This is a genomic window from Cognatundibacterium oligocarboniphilum (assembly GCF_013377855.1).
Classification (GTDB): Bacteria; Pseudomonadota; Gammaproteobacteria; order Burkholderiales; family Burkholderiaceae_D; genus Undibacterium; species Undibacterium oligocarboniphilum.
Window position 1 is genome coordinate 13,342 of the sequence record NZ_JABXYJ010000015.1, and the last position, 17,142, is coordinate 30,483.

General features: G+C 51.6%; 19 protein-coding genes. 17 read left to right on the forward strand and 2 right to left on the reverse strand.

The genetic code is table 11. The features are described from left to right. Positions 1–82 precede the first annotated feature (82 nt). The 13 genes from HV832_RS16580 to HV832_RS16640 all read left to right on the forward strand — a co-directional run bounded on the left by HV832_RS16580 (position 83) and on the right by HV832_RS16640 (position 11,424). Positions 83–1,069: a site-specific integrase gene (locus HV832_RS16580; RefSeq protein ID WP_176805122.1), complete on the forward strand. Its 987-nt coding sequence runs from the start codon at positions 83–85 to the stop codon at positions 1,067–1,069. 52 nt (positions 1,070–1,121) lie between these two features. Beyond that, positions 1,122–1,397, forward strand: coding sequence for an HAD domain-containing protein (locus tag HV832_RS16585; RefSeq protein WP_176805124.1), 276 nt, complete (start codon positions 1,122–1,124; stop codon positions 1,395–1,397). Positions 1,398–1,546: 149 nt separating this feature from the next. Continuing rightward, complete coding sequence (locus HV832_RS16590; protein WP_176805126.1) at positions 1,547–1,882, forward strand: PepSY domain-containing protein; 336 nt, start codon at positions 1,547–1,549, stop codon at positions 1,880–1,882. A gap of 55 nt (positions 1,883–1,937) precedes the next feature. Continuing rightward, positions 1,938–2,534 (forward strand): undecaprenyl-diphosphatase, encoded by a 597-nt coding sequence (locus tag HV832_RS16595; protein ID WP_176805128.1) that lies wholly within the window; start codon positions 1,938–1,940, stop codon positions 2,532–2,534. A 75-nt stretch (positions 2,535–2,609) separates the two neighbouring features. Further along, entirely contained in the window at positions 2,610–3,392 is a 783-nt protein-coding gene (locus tag HV832_RS16600) for a COG4705 family protein (RefSeq protein ID WP_176805130.1), read from the forward strand. A 28-nt stretch (positions 3,393–3,420) separates the two neighbouring features. Next, a complete protein-coding gene (locus tag HV832_RS16605) occupies positions 3,421–3,873 on the forward strand; it encodes a hypothetical protein (RefSeq protein WP_176805132.1) in 453 nt (150 codons plus the stop codon). 19 nt (positions 3,874–3,892) lie between these two features. Next, a complete protein-coding gene (locus tag HV832_RS16610; RefSeq protein ID WP_176805134.1) occupies positions 3,893–4,651 on the forward strand; it encodes a COG4705 family protein in 759 nt (252 codons plus the stop codon). Positions 4,652–4,699: 48 nt separating this feature from the next. After that, the gene (locus tag HV832_RS16615; RefSeq protein ID WP_176805136.1) at positions 4,700–5,254 is read left to right on the forward strand and encodes a cytochrome b; all 555 of its coding nucleotides are present in this window, start codon (positions 4,700–4,702) and stop codon (positions 5,252–5,254) included. Between the two features lie 48 nt (positions 5,255–5,302). Further along, the gene (locus HV832_RS16620) at positions 5,303–5,968 is read left to right on the forward strand and encodes a response regulator (protein ID WP_176805138.1); all 666 of its coding nucleotides are present in this window, start codon (positions 5,303–5,305) and stop codon (positions 5,966–5,968) included. Beyond that, on the forward strand, positions 5,944–7,305 hold the full coding sequence (locus tag HV832_RS16625) for a sensor histidine kinase (RefSeq protein WP_176805140.1): 1,362 nt from the start codon (positions 5,944–5,946) through the stop codon (positions 7,303–7,305). The genes HV832_RS16620 and HV832_RS16625 overlap by 25 nt, the downstream gene beginning before the upstream one ends. Positions 7,306–7,314: 9 nt before the next feature. Continuing rightward, positions 7,315–7,749 carry an EamA family transporter gene (locus HV832_RS16630; RefSeq protein ID WP_176805142.1) on the forward strand — a complete coding sequence of 145 codons (435 nt, stop codon included), beginning with the start codon at positions 7,315–7,317 and terminating at the stop codon, positions 7,747–7,749. A 142-nt stretch (positions 7,750–7,891) separates the two neighbouring features. Next, on the forward strand, positions 7,892–8,449 hold the full coding sequence (locus HV832_RS16635; RefSeq protein WP_001162010.1) for a recombinase family protein: 558 nt from the start codon (positions 7,892–7,894) through the stop codon (positions 8,447–8,449). 2 nt (positions 8,450–8,451) lie between these two features. Then, complete coding sequence (locus tag HV832_RS16640) at positions 8,452–11,424, forward strand: Tn3 family transposase (RefSeq protein WP_176805144.1); 2,973 nt, start codon at positions 8,452–8,454, stop codon at positions 11,422–11,424. A gap of 336 nt (positions 11,425–11,760) precedes the next feature. Here HV832_RS16640 and HV832_RS16645 read toward each other — a convergent pair whose 3' ends face one another. Beyond that, positions 11,761–13,761, reverse strand: a complete 2,001-nt coding sequence (locus HV832_RS16645) for an AAA family ATPase (RefSeq protein ID WP_176805145.1) — start codon at positions 13,759–13,761, stop codon at positions 11,761–11,763. Positions 13,762–13,976: 215 nt separating this feature from the next. Between HV832_RS16645 and HV832_RS16650 the strand changes: the two genes are divergently transcribed. Continuing rightward, on the forward strand, positions 13,977–14,318 hold the full coding sequence (locus HV832_RS16650) for a hypothetical protein (protein ID WP_176805147.1): 342 nt from the start codon (positions 13,977–13,979) through the stop codon (positions 14,316–14,318). 27 nt (positions 14,319–14,345) lie between these two features. Here HV832_RS16650 and HV832_RS16655 read toward each other — a convergent pair whose 3' ends face one another. After that, entirely contained in the window at positions 14,346–14,558 is a 213-nt protein-coding gene (locus tag HV832_RS16655) for a hypothetical protein (protein ID WP_176805149.1), read from the reverse strand. A 202-nt stretch (positions 14,559–14,760) separates the two neighbouring features. Between HV832_RS16655 and HV832_RS16660 the strand changes: the two genes are divergently transcribed. The 3 genes from HV832_RS16660 to HV832_RS16670 all read left to right on the forward strand — a co-directional run bounded on the left by HV832_RS16660 (position 14,761) and on the right by HV832_RS16670 (position 17,040). Then, positions 14,761–15,174, forward strand: a complete 414-nt coding sequence (locus tag HV832_RS16660) for a hypothetical protein (RefSeq protein ID WP_176805151.1) — start codon at positions 14,761–14,763, stop codon at positions 15,172–15,174. A 74-nt stretch (positions 15,175–15,248) separates the two neighbouring features. Further along, entirely contained in the window at positions 15,249–15,965 is a 717-nt protein-coding gene (locus HV832_RS16665) for a hypothetical protein (protein ID WP_176805153.1), read from the forward strand. Between the two features lie 124 nt (positions 15,966–16,089). Then, complete coding sequence (locus HV832_RS16670; protein ID WP_223827386.1) at positions 16,090–17,040, forward strand: hypothetical protein; 951 nt, start codon at positions 16,090–16,092, stop codon at positions 17,038–17,040. Positions 17,041–17,142: the final 102 nt, after the last annotated feature.

The following is a 17,142-nucleotide window of genomic DNA, read 5'->3' on the forward strand; positions in this document are numbered from 1 at the left end:
TGAAAAAAACACGTTAAAATTGACGCAATATTTGATACAGGCCCAATTTACCCAATGATCTCAAAATCTAGGGATGAGTAGCATGAGCAAAATCGATCACTATCTACATGCTGGCACGCGCAACAACACCCGCATTGCCTACCAATCGGCCATTCGCCAATACGAAATCGAATGGGGCGGCTTTTTGCCCGCCACCAGCGAAAACATTGCTCAGTACCTGGTTGATCATGCTGAAAAGCTGGCGATCAACACATTACGTCAACGTCTGGCAGCTTTGGCACAATGGCATATTGACCAGGGCTTCCCCGACCCAACCAAAACACCTCTCATCAAGAAAGTCCTAAGAGGCATACAACGAGAGCATCCTGTACAAGAAAAACAGGCCAAACCATTTCAGCTTGAGCAGCTTGAAAAAGTTGATCATTGGCTGAATCAGGCAATTACCACGGCAAATGCCTCTGGCGACCGCGCTTCTGAACTAAGATATACAAGAAATCGTGCATTGTTGCTTCTTGGCTTCTGGAGAGGATTTCGCGGAGATGAGTTGACACGGTTGCAGGTTGAGTACATCGAAGCTACTCCAGGGCAAGGCATGAGTTTTTTCTTACCGCATACAAAAGGTGATCGCCAGAATAAAGGTGTAACTTTTAAAGCACCGGCACTGAAGCAGTTCTGTCCAGTTGCTGCTTATACAGCATGGAAAGAGTTGGCTGCACTTGAGTCAGGGCCCGTGTTCAGGTCGGTGAACCGTTGGGGGCAAATCGGGGATCAGGGCCTGCACATGGACAGCTTGATACCTTTGTTGCGCACCATATTCAAGGATGCTGGTGTCGCCGGTTCTAATGATTACTCAGCCCACTCGCTAAGGCGTGGATTTGCCAACTGGGCAACAGGTAATGGGTGGGATCTGAAAACACTGATGGAGTATGTAGGCTGGAAAAGTGTGCAAAGCGCGATGCGCTATGTTGATGCCGCTGATCCGTTTGCGCGGCATAGAGTTGAATCCAGTCTGTCGGCACCTGCCACACCTGACGCACTAAAGATTGAAAACAAATTTGAGCCCTCTTGAAGTACAATTTTTGGCAGTCTTCCAGTCTTTTTTATAGTGCACTAAATCAGCGATGATCTTGTTCTTGGATTTTGATGGGTTTTTGCACCCCGAGCCGTGCTACGACGACAAGCAGTTGTTTTGTTGCCTACCGCGCCTGGAAAATGTCTTACGGGATTTCCAAATAGTACAAACTGTCATCTCCAGCACCTGGAGAGAAAAACGTTCACTTGATGAACTGAAAGTTTTTTTCGCAGCGGACATTGCTCCAAGAATTATCGGCGCTACTCCTCCGTGGCAGACAATTTCTGAAATTATTGCTATGGTCGGATATCAACGCCATGCGTAGATTGATGGATGGCTATGACTATCTGGGGTCGTTTCAAAAAACGGAAAATAAAGCACGCTAAGCTATTTTGGAGCGGCTCAGTGCCAGCTAAGTCAGTTTCCGTAATCTCTCCATTGCGCAAATACCTGCGTTCTTTTTGGAGAAACACCATGAATCGCTACAGCAAACTTTCTCTCCTGGCCGCAGCCATTGCCGCTGCGGGTACCGTTGCCTATGCCGCCCAAGGCAGCATGGAAAACGATGCCATGGCCATCACCAAGGCCAAAATCCCGATGGCTCAGGCTGTTACCACTGCCGAGCAACACGCCAACGGCAAGGCTTCACGCGCCGAGTATGAGAACTCGAAACAGGGCTGGGTCTACGACGTGGAGGTCGTCAGTGGGGCCAAAGTCTTCGATGTGAGGGTCGATGCCGACAAAGGCACGGTCATTTCGTCCGCCGAAGACAAAGCAGATCGCGATGACGACCACGACAAGCAAGACTAACTACACGCCACAAGGCCGGATCGCCGCAGTTGAGTGATTCGGCTCCGGAGACCACATGGAAGACCTCAATCACGCACTATTTCTCTGGCTTAATGCACCAGAACACCCAAGCACACTGCTACTGGCCATCGCCACTTTTTTCGCTGAATACGCCATTTGGGCGCTTCCGGTTATCATCGGATTTGGTTGGTTACGCGGAAACGAACATACCCGCAAGGTTTTGCTCGAAGCGACCGCGTCCGGTCTAGCTGGTTTACTCATCAACCAGATCATCGGACTGGTTTGGCAACATCCACGTCCTTTCATGATCGGTCTGGGGCACACCCTGATTCCCCATGCTGCTGACTCTTCGTTCCCGAGTGACCATCTGACGCTCCTGTGGGCCGTCGCTTTTAGTTTTCTGACGCACCGCAGCCCGCGCCTCGCGGGAATGGCGCTTGCATTGCTGGGATTACCGGTTGCATGGGCGCGTATTTATCTTGGTGTTCATTTTCCGCTAGATATGGTTGGCGCGGTCTTGGTCGCCGTGCTGAGTGCCTGGCTGGCGTTTCGTGAGTTGGGCGTGTATCTGCCAGCCGCTTACAGCCTTGCGCTCAGCGTTCATCGAGTCCTTTTCGGAAAACTCATCCAAATTGGATGGGTGCGCAAATAATGAGCCTATGGCTGGCCTAAGTTTGGCCGGTCAGACTTCTCCCAAGAACAAACCACCTTTGCAGGAGATAACCTTATGAATACGCTGATCACGCCTTCCGCATCAAACTGGCTCAATAAAGTCCCTGAAGTAACGCTCTCGTTCTGGGTTATCAAGATCATGTCCACGACGGTCGGAGAAACCGGAGCCGACTTTCTAGCTGTCAATGCAGGCTTCGGCCAAGGTATGACTCGTACAGTGATGGGCGCGCTGTTGGCTGTTGCCCTATTTATGCAGTTGCGCACGCGGCGCTACACGCCCTGGCTTTACTGGCTTACGGTCGTTCTGGTCAGCGTGGTGGGCACCCAGATTACTGACCTGCTCACCGATGGACTGGGCGTTAGTTTGTATGTCAGCACGTCCGCATTTGCCGTGGCGCTTGCGGGGATTTTTGCGGTTTGGTTTTGGGTGGAACGCAGCTTGTCTATCCATGAGATTTTCACGCGGCGCAGGGAGTTGTTTTATTGGGCTGCCATCCTCTGCACGTTTGCACTAGGCACAGCGGCAGGTGACTTGGCGACTGAAGCAATCGGTCTTGGCTTCACTTGGGGAGCCGTGTCGTTCGGCACACTGATCGCTTTAACCTATGCGGCATTCCGCTTAGGCGGTAATGCCGTACTGACTTTTTGGATTGGCTACATCCTGACTCGCCCCTTCGGTGCAGCGCTCGGTGACCTGTTGACCCAGGCTAAAACTTATGGCGGCCTTGGCATGGGTGCCATGTGGACCAGCGCTTTGTTTCTGGCCGTGATTGTGATGTTGGTCGCCGTTGCGCAGTTCAGCGTTGGCGGCCGCATGAATGCACCAGCAGCCGAATAACCTCTACCCAATAACTCAAGGAAAAATCATGCGTCATTTGAATTTACTAACCCGCCCCGTTGCTGCACTATCGACTATCGCTCTCTTGGCCTTTGCTGCTGGATGCTCAAAGTCCACCGACACCGGTACCGCAGGCTCTGCCGCAATAGCGACAAGTCAGACCACCTCCGCGCCGCAGGCAAAGGCCGCGTCCAAATTGGGGGACTTGTCTGCATTTCGGAACATCGCCGCAGAAGTTGCCACCATCGTGGATAAGGGCGATCTAGCAGCAGCAAAGACACGGATCAAGGACTTGGAGGTCACATGGGACTCGGCGGAGGCAGGCTTGAAGCCTCGTGCAGCGGATGACTGGCACAGGCTCGACAAGGCCATTGATCCCGCCCTTAGCGCGCTGCGTGCAGATGCCCCCAATCAAACCGACTGCAAAAAGACGATGGCTGATCTACTGAACACTTTCGACTCGCTACAAGCGAAGCTCTGACCAGAGAAAACGAATCAATATGAATACTTCAGTAGAAAATGCCCTGAGCAAAGTCCCAGAGGTCACTCTCGTTTTTTGGATCATCAAGATTACGGCCACCACACTCGGTGAAACAGGTGGCGATGCCGTTTCGATGTCGATGAATTTGGGCTACTTGATTGGTACGGTTATTTTTTTAGCCGTATTTTTGGCTGCGGTCTTTGCGCAAATCAAGGCCAAGACCTTTCAGCCATTCCTTTACTGGACAACCATCATTGCAACCACCACGGTCGGCACGACACTGGCTGATTATGCTGACCGATCCCTCGGTATTGGGTACGCGGGTGGCTCGACCTTGCTTATGGCTTTGTTGTTCGGTTCACTATTTATATGGCATCGAACGCTAGGCTCAGTTTCTGTTAGCACTGTCAGTTCGTCGAAGGCCGAAATGTTCTATTGGGTGACCATCATGTTCTCCCAGACTTTGGGAACGGCACTGGGCGATTGGACGGCGGATACGGCAGGATTGGGTTACACCGGCGGCGCCATTGTGTTCAGCGGGCTTTTGGCTTTGGTCGTTGCAGCTTACTATTGGACAAATGTGTCGCGAACCCTACTTTTTTGGGCCGCATTCATTTTGACCAGGCCTCTTGGAGCCGTGATGGGGGATTTTCTGGATAAGCCGCTCAGTGCAGGCGGACTGGCCCTAAGTCGTTATTCAGCATCGGCAGCGCTTTTTGCTTTCATGCTCACTGCTATCTTATTGTTCAAGCAACGTGCCGCTAGAACCGCGCATTGAGTATTCGGACCACAAATAGCTACTAATAACCTTAAAATCCAGTCAAACATGAAAAATAACGTTTTTTCCCAACACGACAAACTGAGTAAAGCCTTCCATTGGGTTACCGCAATCATTGTTGTCATTGCATTCATTTTGGGACCCGGTGACTTTGGGCGTTTGCTGGATGAAGGTATTGACCCGGGGACAAGAATTGACATCATATGGCACGAGTCTTTGGGCATTGCCGTATTCACGCTCACACTTCTGCGCTTGGTCTGGGTTACGGTGCGACCAGTTGCCCCTCGGCCCCAGATGACTGCATGGATGCGACTTCTGTCGCAACTGGTGCACCTCGTATTGTGTTTTTTGCTTTTTGCGTTACCTATTACTGCTTTGCTCGCTCTGGGGACGGAGGGACACCCGTTAACGTTGCTGGGTGGGTTTCGGATTAACGAAATGCCTTTCATAGCAAGCGCCCATTTGTCTGGTCTTGCGGATTGGGGCGAAGTACACAAATTTCTTGGCGATGTCATCATGTGGTTAGCGGGAATTCATGCGCTAGCCGCGGTGTATCACCACGTCAAACTGAAGGATGGAGTCCTCAAATCAATGTTACCTTGAAGATGGAATATATCCAGGATGGGGTATGGGGCAATAATAGGAGGAGGAATGCGAGTATTGCTGGTCGAAGACGACACCATGATTGGCGAAGCCATCCAAGGGGCGCTGAAAGACGCTTCTTATGCTGCTGACTGGGTAAAGAACGGCCAAACTGCCCTCACGACACTGGGTTGCCAGCACTATGACCTGGTGTTGCTCGATCTTGGCCTTCTAGGTAAGGATGGGCTGGAGGTGCTGACCAGCATTCGCGCCAAAGACAATCCGGTTCCCCTTCTCATCATCACTGCCCGCGACGGCCTCAATGATCGACTGCGCGGCTTGGATGGTGGAGCCGATGATTATTTGCTCAAACCTTTTGAGATGGCCGAACTGCTGGCCCGCATGCGTGCGGTGCTACGACGTAAGGGAGGAAATGCAACGTCCGTGCTCAGCAACGGCGTCGTGTCGCTCGATCCGGCCACGCGGGAGGCGGCGGTCAACAACAGTGCCTCGGTGCAACTCTCCAATCGTGAGTTTGCATTGTTGCAAGCCTTGTTGGTACGCCCTGGTGCCATTCTTTCCCGCAGTGATCTTGAAGACCGTATCTACGGATGGGGCGAAGAGGTCGAGAGCAACGCCGTCGAATTCCTGATCCATGCACTGCGGCGCAAGCTGGGCGGCGAAGTCATCAAGAATGTCAGGGGGGTTGGATGGATGGTTTCAAAAAACGTCTGAACGAGTCGGTTCAGTTCAAGCTGTCCTTTTCGCTGTCGCTAGCCATTTTGGTTATTGCGGTGGTGGCGGGCATCTTTTCCTTCGTTTCCGCATTCGACGAAGCTCACGAGCTACAAGACGACATGCTGCGCCAAGTTGCGGCGTTGTTTGATCGGCAACACCTTCCGCTTGCACATCTTGGAGACGATGGCCGCGCCAAAGACAGCGATGAAGAGTCCCGTGTCATCGTCCAAAATCTTGCAGATAGCAGCAAGGCGGCTGGGAAAGGCGATTCCGGAGTTCTGCTGCCACTACCGATGACCCAACCTGATGGTCTGCATACGATTGAAGTCAACGGCGAGCCGTTCCGCGTGTTTGTCAAAACGACGTCCAGTGGCGAGCGGATCGCAGTGGCGCAAGAAACTGGCGTCCGTGATGAACTTGCACGCGACAGTGCCTTGCGAACCTTGATGCCGTTTCTGATTCTGGTTCCTATCCTGCTTTTGATCGTGGCTGACCTTGTGCGCAAGATGTTCCGGCCCATCGCTTCTTTGTCGGCGGAAATCGACCAACGCGCCGAACAAGAATTACATTCCATTGAGGAAAGCCATCTACCCGCCGAAGTGCGCCCGTTCGTGGTGGCGATCAACCGTCTGCTTGCCCGCGTTGACCAGTCAATGGAAACCCAACGCCGGTTTGTCGCGGATGCAGCGCATGAGCTTCGATCCCCGTTGACAGCCTTATCACTGCAAGCGGAGCGACTGGATCAGGCGGATATGTCTGACCTCGCGCGTGGACGTCTCGTGACACTGCGCCGAGGCATAGAGCGTGGCCAGAACCTGCTGGATCAACTTCTCAGCTTGGCCAAGGCTCAGGCTACACTCGACCGGCCCAAGTCGTCTGTATCGGTGCAACACGTCTATCGCTGCGTGCTGGAAGACCTGATGCCTCTGGCCGAGGCCAAGCACATCGACATTGGTGTCGAAGGCGAGCAAGACGCCCAACTCTGGGTCAATGAACTAGACCTGATTGCCGTCGTCAAGAACTTGGTCGATAACGCCATTCGCTACACGCCGGATGGCGGGAAGGTCGATCTTTCTGTCACCACGCAAGAAGGCCGCGCAATACTGAGAATCCAAGACTCAGGGCCAGGTATTCAAGTCACTGAGCGAGAGCGGGTGTTTGATCCGTTCTATCGCACTCTTGGCAGCGATCAAGTCGGGTCAGGTCTGGGGCTTTCCATCGTCAAGGCGATCACTGACCGGATTGGTGCTGAAATTCAACTAGGGTTCACAGACGAAGTGAGACAATCGGGCCTGTGTGTTCGTGTCTACTTCCCACTTACTAAACCACTTTAAGGAATATAGATGATGTCACTAAACGGCTGGTTCTATTGGGCAATTCTGTCCGCCGTTTTTGCGGCACTGACAGCCATTTTTGCCAAAATTGGCATTCAAGGCGTCGATTCCGATCTGGCCACCTTGATCCGAACGGCAATCATCATAGTCGTCCTGTCGGTGTTCGTGGCTTACACGGGCAAGTGGTCCAACCCCTTTGAGCTTTCATCGAAGACATGGTTGTTCCTTGGGTTATCCGGTCTGGCCACTGGCGCGTCGTGGGTATGTTATTTCCGGGCACTCAAGATAGGAGAAGCCTCAAAGGTTGCACCAGTCGACAAACTCAGTCTCGTTCTGGTGGCTGTATTTGCGTTCGCGTTCCTGGGAGAGAGGCCGTCGTTTCGCGAATGGTCAGGTATTGCGATGGTCGCAGGAGGAGTACTTTTGTTAGCTTTCAAGCGTTGATGCGTCAGATTGAGCTATGCCCTAACCTGATGTCAGATGTTGAGCACAAACAACGTCAGAGTAGAGTGTGAATTTATATTTATTGACACATTCAGCCAAGGGTAATAGATTTCATCCTGACATTTTTACCTTTGGAGGCATCTTGCAAGGTCAACGTATCGGCTACGTCCGCGTCAGCAGCTTCGACCAGAATCCTGATCGACAACTGGAACAAATAGAAGTCGGCAAGGTATTCACCGATAAGGCTTCAGGCAAGGACACACAACGTCCCGAACTTGAAAGGCTGCTGGCCTTCGTCCGCGAGGGCGACACCGTGGTGGTGCATAGCATGGACAGGTTGGCACGCAACCTTGATGACCTGCGCCGCATCGTCCAAGGGCTGACACAACGGGGCGTGCGCATGGAGTTCGTCAAAGAAGGGCTGACGTTCACCGGCGAGGACTCACCGATGGCCAATCTGATGCTGTCGGTCATGGGAGCCTTTGCTGAGTTCGAGCGCGCCCTGATCCGCGAACGTCAGCGCGAGGGAATCGTGCTGGCTAAGCAGCGCGGGGCCTACCGGGGACGAAAGAAATCGCTGAACAGCGAACAAATTGCCGAGTTGAAACGGCGAGTTGCGGCAGGCGACCAGAAAACCTTGGTGGCCCGTGACTTCGGCATCAGCCGCGAAACCTTGTACCAGTACCTGCGGGAAGACTGACCATGCCACGCCGCTCAATCCTGTCCGCCACCGAGCGCGAAAGTCTGCTGACACTGCCAGATGCCAAAGACGAACTGATACGGCACTACACGTTCAACGAAACCGACCTGTCGGTGATCCGTCAGCGTCGCGGCGCCGCGAATCGATTGGGCTTCGCCGTGCAGCTTTGCTACTTGCGATTCCCTGGCATCTTCTTGGGCGTCGATGATCCTCCATTTCCGCCCCTGCTGCGCATGGTGGCCGCACAACTCAAGGTGCCGGTGGAAAGCTGGAACCATTACGGCCAGCGCGAGCAGACACGGCGGGAGCACTTGGTCGAGCTGCAAACGGTGTTTGGATTCAAGCCCTTCACCATGAGTCATTACCGGCAAGCCGTGCATACATTGACCGAACTGGCCTTGCAAACAGACAAAGGCATTGTGCTGGCCAGCACCCTTGTTGAAAACCTGCGGCGGCAGAGCATCATCCTACCCGCCATGAATGCCATCGAGCGCGCAAGCGCCGAGGCCATTACCCGTGCCAACCGAAGCATCCATGCGGCATTGGCCGATTCCTTGATACCTGTCCATCGCCAGCGCCTGGACGAACTGCTCAAGCGCAAGGATGGTAGCAAAATGACGTGGCTAGCGTGGCTGCGCCAATCGCCCGCCAAGCCGAACTCGCGCCACATGCTTGAACACATCGAACGCCTCAAAGCCTGGCAGGCGCTTGACCTACCTGCTGGCATCGAACGGCAGGTACACCAAAACCGCTTGCTCAAGATCGCCCGCGAGGGCGGCCAGATGACGCCCGCCGACCTGGCCAAGTTCGAGTCGCAGCGGCGTTACGCCACCTTGGTAGCACTGGCCATCGAGGGCATGGCCACCGTCACTGATGAAATCATCGACCTGCACGACCGCATCATCGGCAAGCTGTTCAATGCGGCCAAGAACAAGCATCAACAGCAGTTCCAGGCTTCCGGCAAGGCGATCAACGACAAGGTGCGGATGTATGGGCGCATCGGTCAGGCGCTGATTGAAGCCAAACAAAGCGGCGGCGATCCGTTCGCCGCCATCGAAGCGGTCATGCCGTGGGACACCTTCGCCGCCAGCGTCACCGAGGCGCAAACGCTGGCGCGGCCTGCCGATTTTGATTTCCTGCACCATATCGGCGAGAGTTACGCCACGCTGCGCCGCTATGCGCCGCAGTTCCTGGACGTGCTCAAACTGCGCGCCGCGCCCACCGCCAAGGGTGTGCTCGATGCCATCGACGTGCTGCGCGGCATGAACAGCGACAGCGCGCGCAAGGTGCCCGCCGATGCGCCAACCGCATTCATCAAGCCGCGCTGGGCAAAGCTGGTTCTGACCGACGAGGGTATTGACCGGCGTTACTACGAGTTATGCGCCCTGTCGGAGCTGAAGAACGCACTGCGCTCTGGTGATGTTTGGGTGCAGGGTTCGCGCCAGTTCAAGGACTTCGACGAATACCTGGTGCCGATTGAGAAGTTCGCCACCCTGAAGCTGGCCAGCGAATTGCCACTGGCCGTGGCCACCGACTGCGACCAATATCTGCATGACCGACTGGAATTATTGGAGGCGCAACTCGCCACAGTCAACCGCATGGCGGCGACCAACGACTTACCGGATGCCATCATCACCACTGCATCGGGCCTGAAGATCACGCCGCTGGACGCAGCGGTGCCAGACGCCGCGCAAGCCTTGATTGACCAGTCGGCGATGTTGCTGCCGCACCTCAAGATCACCGAGTTGCTGATGGAGGTCGATGAATGGACGGGCTTCACGCGCCACTTCACACACCTGAAGACCGGCGACACGGCCAAGGACAAAACCTTGCTGATGACGACGATTCTGGCTGATGGTATCAATCTTGGGCTCACCAAGATGGCCGAGTCCTGCCCTGGCACCACCTACGCCAAGCTGTCTTGGCTGCAAGCCTGGCACGTTCGCGACGAAACCTATTCGACGGCGCTGGCCGAGCTGGTGAACGCACAGTTTCGACAACCCTTCGCCGGAAACTGGGGCGACGGCACCACGTCATCGTCGGACGGCCAGAACTTCCGAACCGGCAGCAAGGCAGAGAGCACCGGGCATATCAATCCGAAGTATGGAAGTAGCCCTGGGCGGACGTTCTATACCCATATCTCCGACCAATACGCGCCCTTCAGCGCCAAGGTGGTCAACGTCGGCTTGCGCGACTCGACCTATGTGCTCGATGGCCTGCTGTACCACGAGTCTGACTTGCGTATCGAGGAACACTACACCGACACGGCGGGCTTCACCGATCATGTGTTCGGCCTGATGCACATTCTGGGATTCCGGTTCGCGCCGCGCATCCGCGACCTGGGCGACACCAAGCTGTTCATTCCCAAGGGCGATACTGCCTACGATGCACTCAAGCCGATGATTAGCAGCGACAGGCTGAACATCAAGGCTATTCGCGCTCATTGGGATGAAATCCTACGGCTGGCCACTTCGATCAAGCAGGGCACGGTGACGGCCTCGCTGATGCTGCGCAAGCTCGGCAGCTATCCGCGCCAAAACGGCTTGGCCGTCGCCCTGCGCGAGCTGGGGCACATCGAGCGCACGCTGTTCATTCTGGATTGGCTGCAAAGCGTGGAGCTGCGCCGCCGCGTCCATGCGGGGCTGAATAAGGGCGAGGCGCGCAACGCGCTGGCCAGGGCGGTCTTCTTCTACCGATTGGGTGAAATCCGCGACCGCAGTTTTGAGCAGCAGCGCTACCGGGCCAGCGGCCTCAATCTGGTGACGGCGGCCATCGTGTTGTGGAACACGGTCTATCTGGAGCGTGCCACCAGTGCTTTGCGTGCCCACGGCAAGGCGCTGGACGACACGTTGCTGCAATATCTGTCACCGCTGGGGTGGGAGCATATCAACCTGACCGGCGATTACCTATGGCGCAGCAGTGCCAAGGTCGGTGCGGGGAAGTTCAGGCCATTGCGACCGCTGCCACCGGCTTAGCGTGCTTTATTTTCCGTTTTCTGAGACGACCCCATTTACAGTTACAGTGGCATGGTGATCATAAATTCGCGGTCTATAAGGAAGTGATCATCCCATCAAAAACTGATTTAGTTTTAATTGGTTCAGCCACACCGGAATTTNTACAGTTACAGTGGCATGGTGATCATAAATTCGCGGTCTATAAGGAAGTGATCATCCCATCAAAAACTGATTTAGTTTTAATTGGTTCAGCCACACCGGAATTTTGTGAGAGAATCGAAAAAGATGCCCCGTTATAAGCACCAAAAAAAATGAAAACCTCTCCTTGGAGAGGTTTTTTTTCCTTCTGCAACCAGATCAGTGCATTTGCTTCTGGATAGCTTTAGTAAAGTCCCTGCGCGACAATTGGCCATCTTTCGCATCCCGGTAAATCATTTCATTGATGGCATCCTGGAATACCGCGGTCATATTTGCGACTGTACCTGTCAATCCATGATTGGCCATCGTCACGACTATCCATGCCGCCTCGATGTCTTCATTCATCCCAACTCGCGCTTTTCTCAATAAACTACCCATAAACTCAGATTGGGAAGCATGATCAGGAACCGTAAAATGGAATTTTTCTGAAATACGGCCACCGCGCAATACCGCAGGATCAATATGTTCGATGAAATTTGTCGCAGCAATAAACATGACATCGCGGCGTTCGCTGGCAACACCATCCATCACTGTCAGCAACTTATTGGTAATCGCTCCGTAGTTAGACATCGAGCGGTCACGCAAAACATCATTGGCTTCATCAATAAAAATGATGCAGGGGCGAATATTCAATGCTTCTGAATACAGCTTGTCAATCAGTCCGCCATCAGCAATCAAGTCATTAGATGTGGTGGCCAAGAATGCCCAGCCTGAATCCTTTGCAATTGACCGGGCACTTTCTGTTTTCCCTGTCCCCGGTTCCGAACCGTAAAAAACCAAACCAGTCGGTAACGAGCCGCCTGCGGATTCGATTTTCTGGATATTTTTCATCCGGAAAACAATCGACTTCAAATCCTCTTTCAACTCTTCCGGCAGGAATAAATTGTCGATCCCTTTGGCATTATCAACAGCCATTCCTTTCGATCCTTGTAATTTTCTGAGCGCTTCAAAAATCAGATCGGATGTGATGATCGGGATGGATGAATGCCTGTTCATTGCAGCAAGTTCTTTGGCAACGGACAAAATCCTGATAGCGGAAAACCCGTTCCACCGTTTCGTTGCTGTTTCTATGGCTCCGGCCTGAACTGGTGTCGTGCTGAGATTCTTTGATAAGGCATCTTTCAACAACAGAATCCGGCTTTCTGCATTTGGTGCTAAAACTTCGATTTTGAAATCGAATCGACCTTCTCGAATGCCAGCCGCATCCAGTTTTTCCAAATGATTCGTCGCTGCCACAATAATAACTCCTGTGGAACGAAGGTTAACCAATTCAGTCAATAAGGTATTAACAATTTTGGCATCTTCAGAATCCGCCCGAACAATATTGGCGCGGTTCACTAAGAATGAGTCAATTTCATCAATCAGTAAAACGCATGGTGCCTTGCTCCGGGCTTCATTCAAGGCCCGCATGACATTGACGGTCGTTTCATTGATCCATTGGCTGGCCACCAATCCATTCGTTACTTCGATGAAAGGTAATTTCAATTCACCTGCCAAAGCCTTCGCCAGATCAGTTTTTCCGTTACCACGTTCGCCAGTCAGCAGAATTCCGTTCCTTGCGCTTCCTTTCGTCCTGTAAGCCTTCAGGATATCCTGCGCTGCCTCCATGATCCGTGCTTTTTCTTCTTCCAAACCTATTAAGCTGGAAAAATTAAATTTGCTTATCGTCGTCGCCCGGGTGATTGGTTGAGAAGTAGAAGAGGGCTGTTGATTATTTGAGCGCCGGAATTTTTCCGCTGCACGCATCCGACCGGCCAAAAACAACCGCGGAAAAACATTTTCACGCAAGGTCCGGCATCCGGCCTGATTCAGTATCTTTGCGTATCCTTCGTACATCAGCATGAGACAGACTCCCGCCACCAGGAAGAAAAATACGCTTGGTAAGGCATTGGCCTTGGATGCGCCCACAGTCAAACTGGCAAACCAGCAAATACATGCCATCCAGAACTGAAAGGTGACTTTCTCAAAATTCAGTGTGAAAGCAAAATAGAGGTGCGCGATCGTCAGTCCAAGTGACACAACAAGGAAAAATTTATCAATCCCGACTTGCATCATGAACCAACCACTGAATTGCACGACCAGCATCAGGCAATAGACCAATAGGGGGCCAAAATAGAACATTTTTCCGTCCATTGTTGGCATGTCATTTGCAGTTTCCATTACATTTCCTCGTTACGGTTATGGCATGTATTGAGTGTAACAACAATTTTTTAAAGTCAAGTCCTCGCATATTGTTCTGGGACTTGCAGAAATTTCGTGATTGATACAGAATGCTGAAAAGAGCTGTTAATACGCTCAAACGATTTCTGGCGAGGTAACTCGCATCGTCCAAAGCCATCCGGCTTTCATCCAACCATTGGGGTTATTCAAACCCGATGGGTTTGATGACCTCACTTTTTTTTGAGGTCATCATGAAGGTAACCTACCAAGCTGCAGCACGTGTCAACACCACATTAATCAAGATGGAACGGGCCGCAGATGCCTTTTCCAACACACCCGAACTTTACCGTAAGGAATTTTGGGATTTTGTCCTGGTTCAAGCAAGCAATCCCAACTATGCCCAAACTGTCCTCGAAGAAATGGACGCTTTGGGAAAAGAGGGTGTCAGTGTCAGCAAATTTGTATCATTCAACATGGTCAACGCCATGGCTGTCGCCAGACATACTCTGCGGAATCAAGAAATCCTGAAACATTCCAAAGATGGCATCATCCGCTAATACTTGATTGACACTGACAATCAGGAATTAATGCAGGATTTGGGGAATTTCCACAACCATCTTGGCCGCCATTCGCGCCCAAATTGGATTGCCCTCATCCGAAAGCTCCCGCACTCGTGCTTCGCCTAATTCGCGAAGTACGTGCGGGGCGATGTTTCCGTCCACCGAACGATCCAGCAGTTTGGTCCACATTTCCTTTTCGTTATCTTCAAAAATCACTTTGTTATCAATAACTCGCATTTTTTTCCCCATTAATTAATCACGTTCCTAACACTACCAAATAAATTTGCCTTGTCAAATCGGTAGGTTAGCATGCCGGAATCTATCCGCTGCCGGCAGCCAGGGAACTGGCATCGTCAGGGGATGAAGTCTCCACATTTTTTGCCAATTTTACCCAATAGGGCCATGCCCAATGGGTATAGGTCATTTTTATGGAGCACCAATGAATTCGCCCAAATACCTCATCGTCAGTAAATCTCGCAGAAGCACTCTGCAGGTTTTAGAAGACCATGCACACGATTCTTTCGTCTCGGATACCTTGTCACAGCTCAGGAAATCATTTCCCGATGCTGAACGCATAAGCGCCCTGGAATGGTTAGCTTTTCAGGAAGACCTCAGTATCAGTCAAAGCGCGACGGCAAGTTCGGAAGCAAGTTTTCTGAATGCAAAATCGAGAAACCAGAACATCATCTCTTACAGTGATATGCACATTATCATCGATGAAAAGCCACTCGTTGGCGATGTTCGGGGCTTCTTTATCCATTTTCAAAACCAATACTACTTTTTGCATGAACGCAAATCCACAGCCCTGGATCTGATCAAGCAAAAAATCATGCAATCCATCACTCCTTCTTAAAACAATTTTTAGTGTCCTTCTACAACCCTATCGGGCCAGTCCCTATGGTTGGCTCAATTATTCAAGGTCATAATATGAGCACAACACCATTTTCACCGGAACTGATTGCTGCTTGCCAGTCAGCCATCAAACAACAAATTTCTGAAAATTCTCAGTTTCTACAACATGTTCTTGGAATAACCGGGTACGGTCAACTTCCAAAACTGATTGAACAGGTTTCAATTGATTTACGACTGCCAGAGCGTGCAAAAAGAGTACGGGAATTATTTACCAGACTTGAAACATTGGTCAAATCATCTCCTAAAGATGCTTATGTCATTGTTGAAAAAGTGGACGGAGTTGGTGGCCACGAATTCACGAAATATGAAACCATTATTTCCGGTGGTGCCGGACGAATCGCGATCGGCGGAAAGTATGATTGTTATACGTCGCCACCCGATCCATCCTTCATCCAAAGGCGGATTTTCGAATTCGATGTTTTCGCTTGCCGTGCTTATTGTGAATCAATCATTCATCTAAATGATTGCCGAGAGGTGATTAGAACAAAGCATTTACACGTTGGCATGCAAATCCCTCGTCTCAAGCTGGACGGCATTCCAAATGCGGTCACAGTCACCATCAGTCAAGTAAATTTTGCTGAAGGTTCTATCAAGCTCTCGTTAAATCGGCGTGGCAGTTTTATCAAATTTATTCACATGCCGGCTTCGAAACTGGCAGTTTTAGCGGATCTTGACGGGATTATTTCCCCAAAATCAACTACTCATGTTTCAAACAAAGTGCTGTATAGCTGAACAAAAGTCAGGCTAACACCTCACTTTCAAGCTTGAAACTCTCTGAATTTCCTTCGTTTTCCCTCTAGGAAATTTTCAACCATTTTCCGACCACACTGGTTGGATTTACATTCTCATTCATATTATGAAATCAACTAATCAAATTCTGGCAGATGCTCAAAGTTTACTCTTGCCTCCAATCGATGTGACAGGAAGCATTCTGAGTTTCCCTGAGCGCGGACCGTGGGGTAGCAGTTCATGGCGTGGCAACTGTTCTGGGCACGTATATCGAGCACTGTTTCAGAGCATCAAACCTGCTTCATTCTGTGATCCAATGTCAGGGAGTGGCACGGCGATTCAGGTTGCAGAAATGATGGGCATCGAAGCTTTCGGTTTAGACCTACATTCCGGTTTTAATATTCTTCGCGATTCGATTGTGAAAAAAATCGATAAAGAAGTGGACTTGGTGTTATCACACTGTCCATACTCCGGTATGGTGTTGTACAGCGGCCAGCAATGGGGTAGCGAACCGCATCCAGATGATTTGTCGCGCTGTCATGACGACAACGACTTTTGCGAAAAAATGCAAATTGCTATGATCAATCAGCGAGAAGCTACCAAAATCGGAGGTTACTACGGCACTATCGTAGGAGATTGGCGGCGCGGTGGTGTGTATAGTAGCTATCAGGCCGAGATCATTAGCCGGTTACCCAAAGATGAATTGGCCGGGGTTCTCATCAAGGCGCAGCACAACATGCAGTCAAATGCTAAATCCTACAAAGCAATGAAATTGCCTTTCATTACCCATGAGTACATTTTGATATTCAAGCGCAAAAAATGCACTACCATGCAATTCCTGCAGGCCATAGCGATTGAACAAGCTCAACGACTTCGTGGAACATGGCGCTCTATTGTCCGACATGTGATGATACAGCTGGGTGGTCAAGCTAAGCTGGAGGTGGTCTATCAGACCATACAAGAGAATGCTCCGGACAAGCTACAGCGTAATCCGCACTGGAAAGACAAAATTCGCCAGGTGTTAAACAGCAGCGGCGATTATTTCTCTGAAGAACGAGGGGTTTGGAAACTGGCATAGCAATGCTTAATGAGTATCACACTTGCTGCATGTCGTCCTCAGACCGGCACCGCTCAATTATCGTGGCATTTTTGACATCCTCCCCTGCCTTTAGGCAGGGGA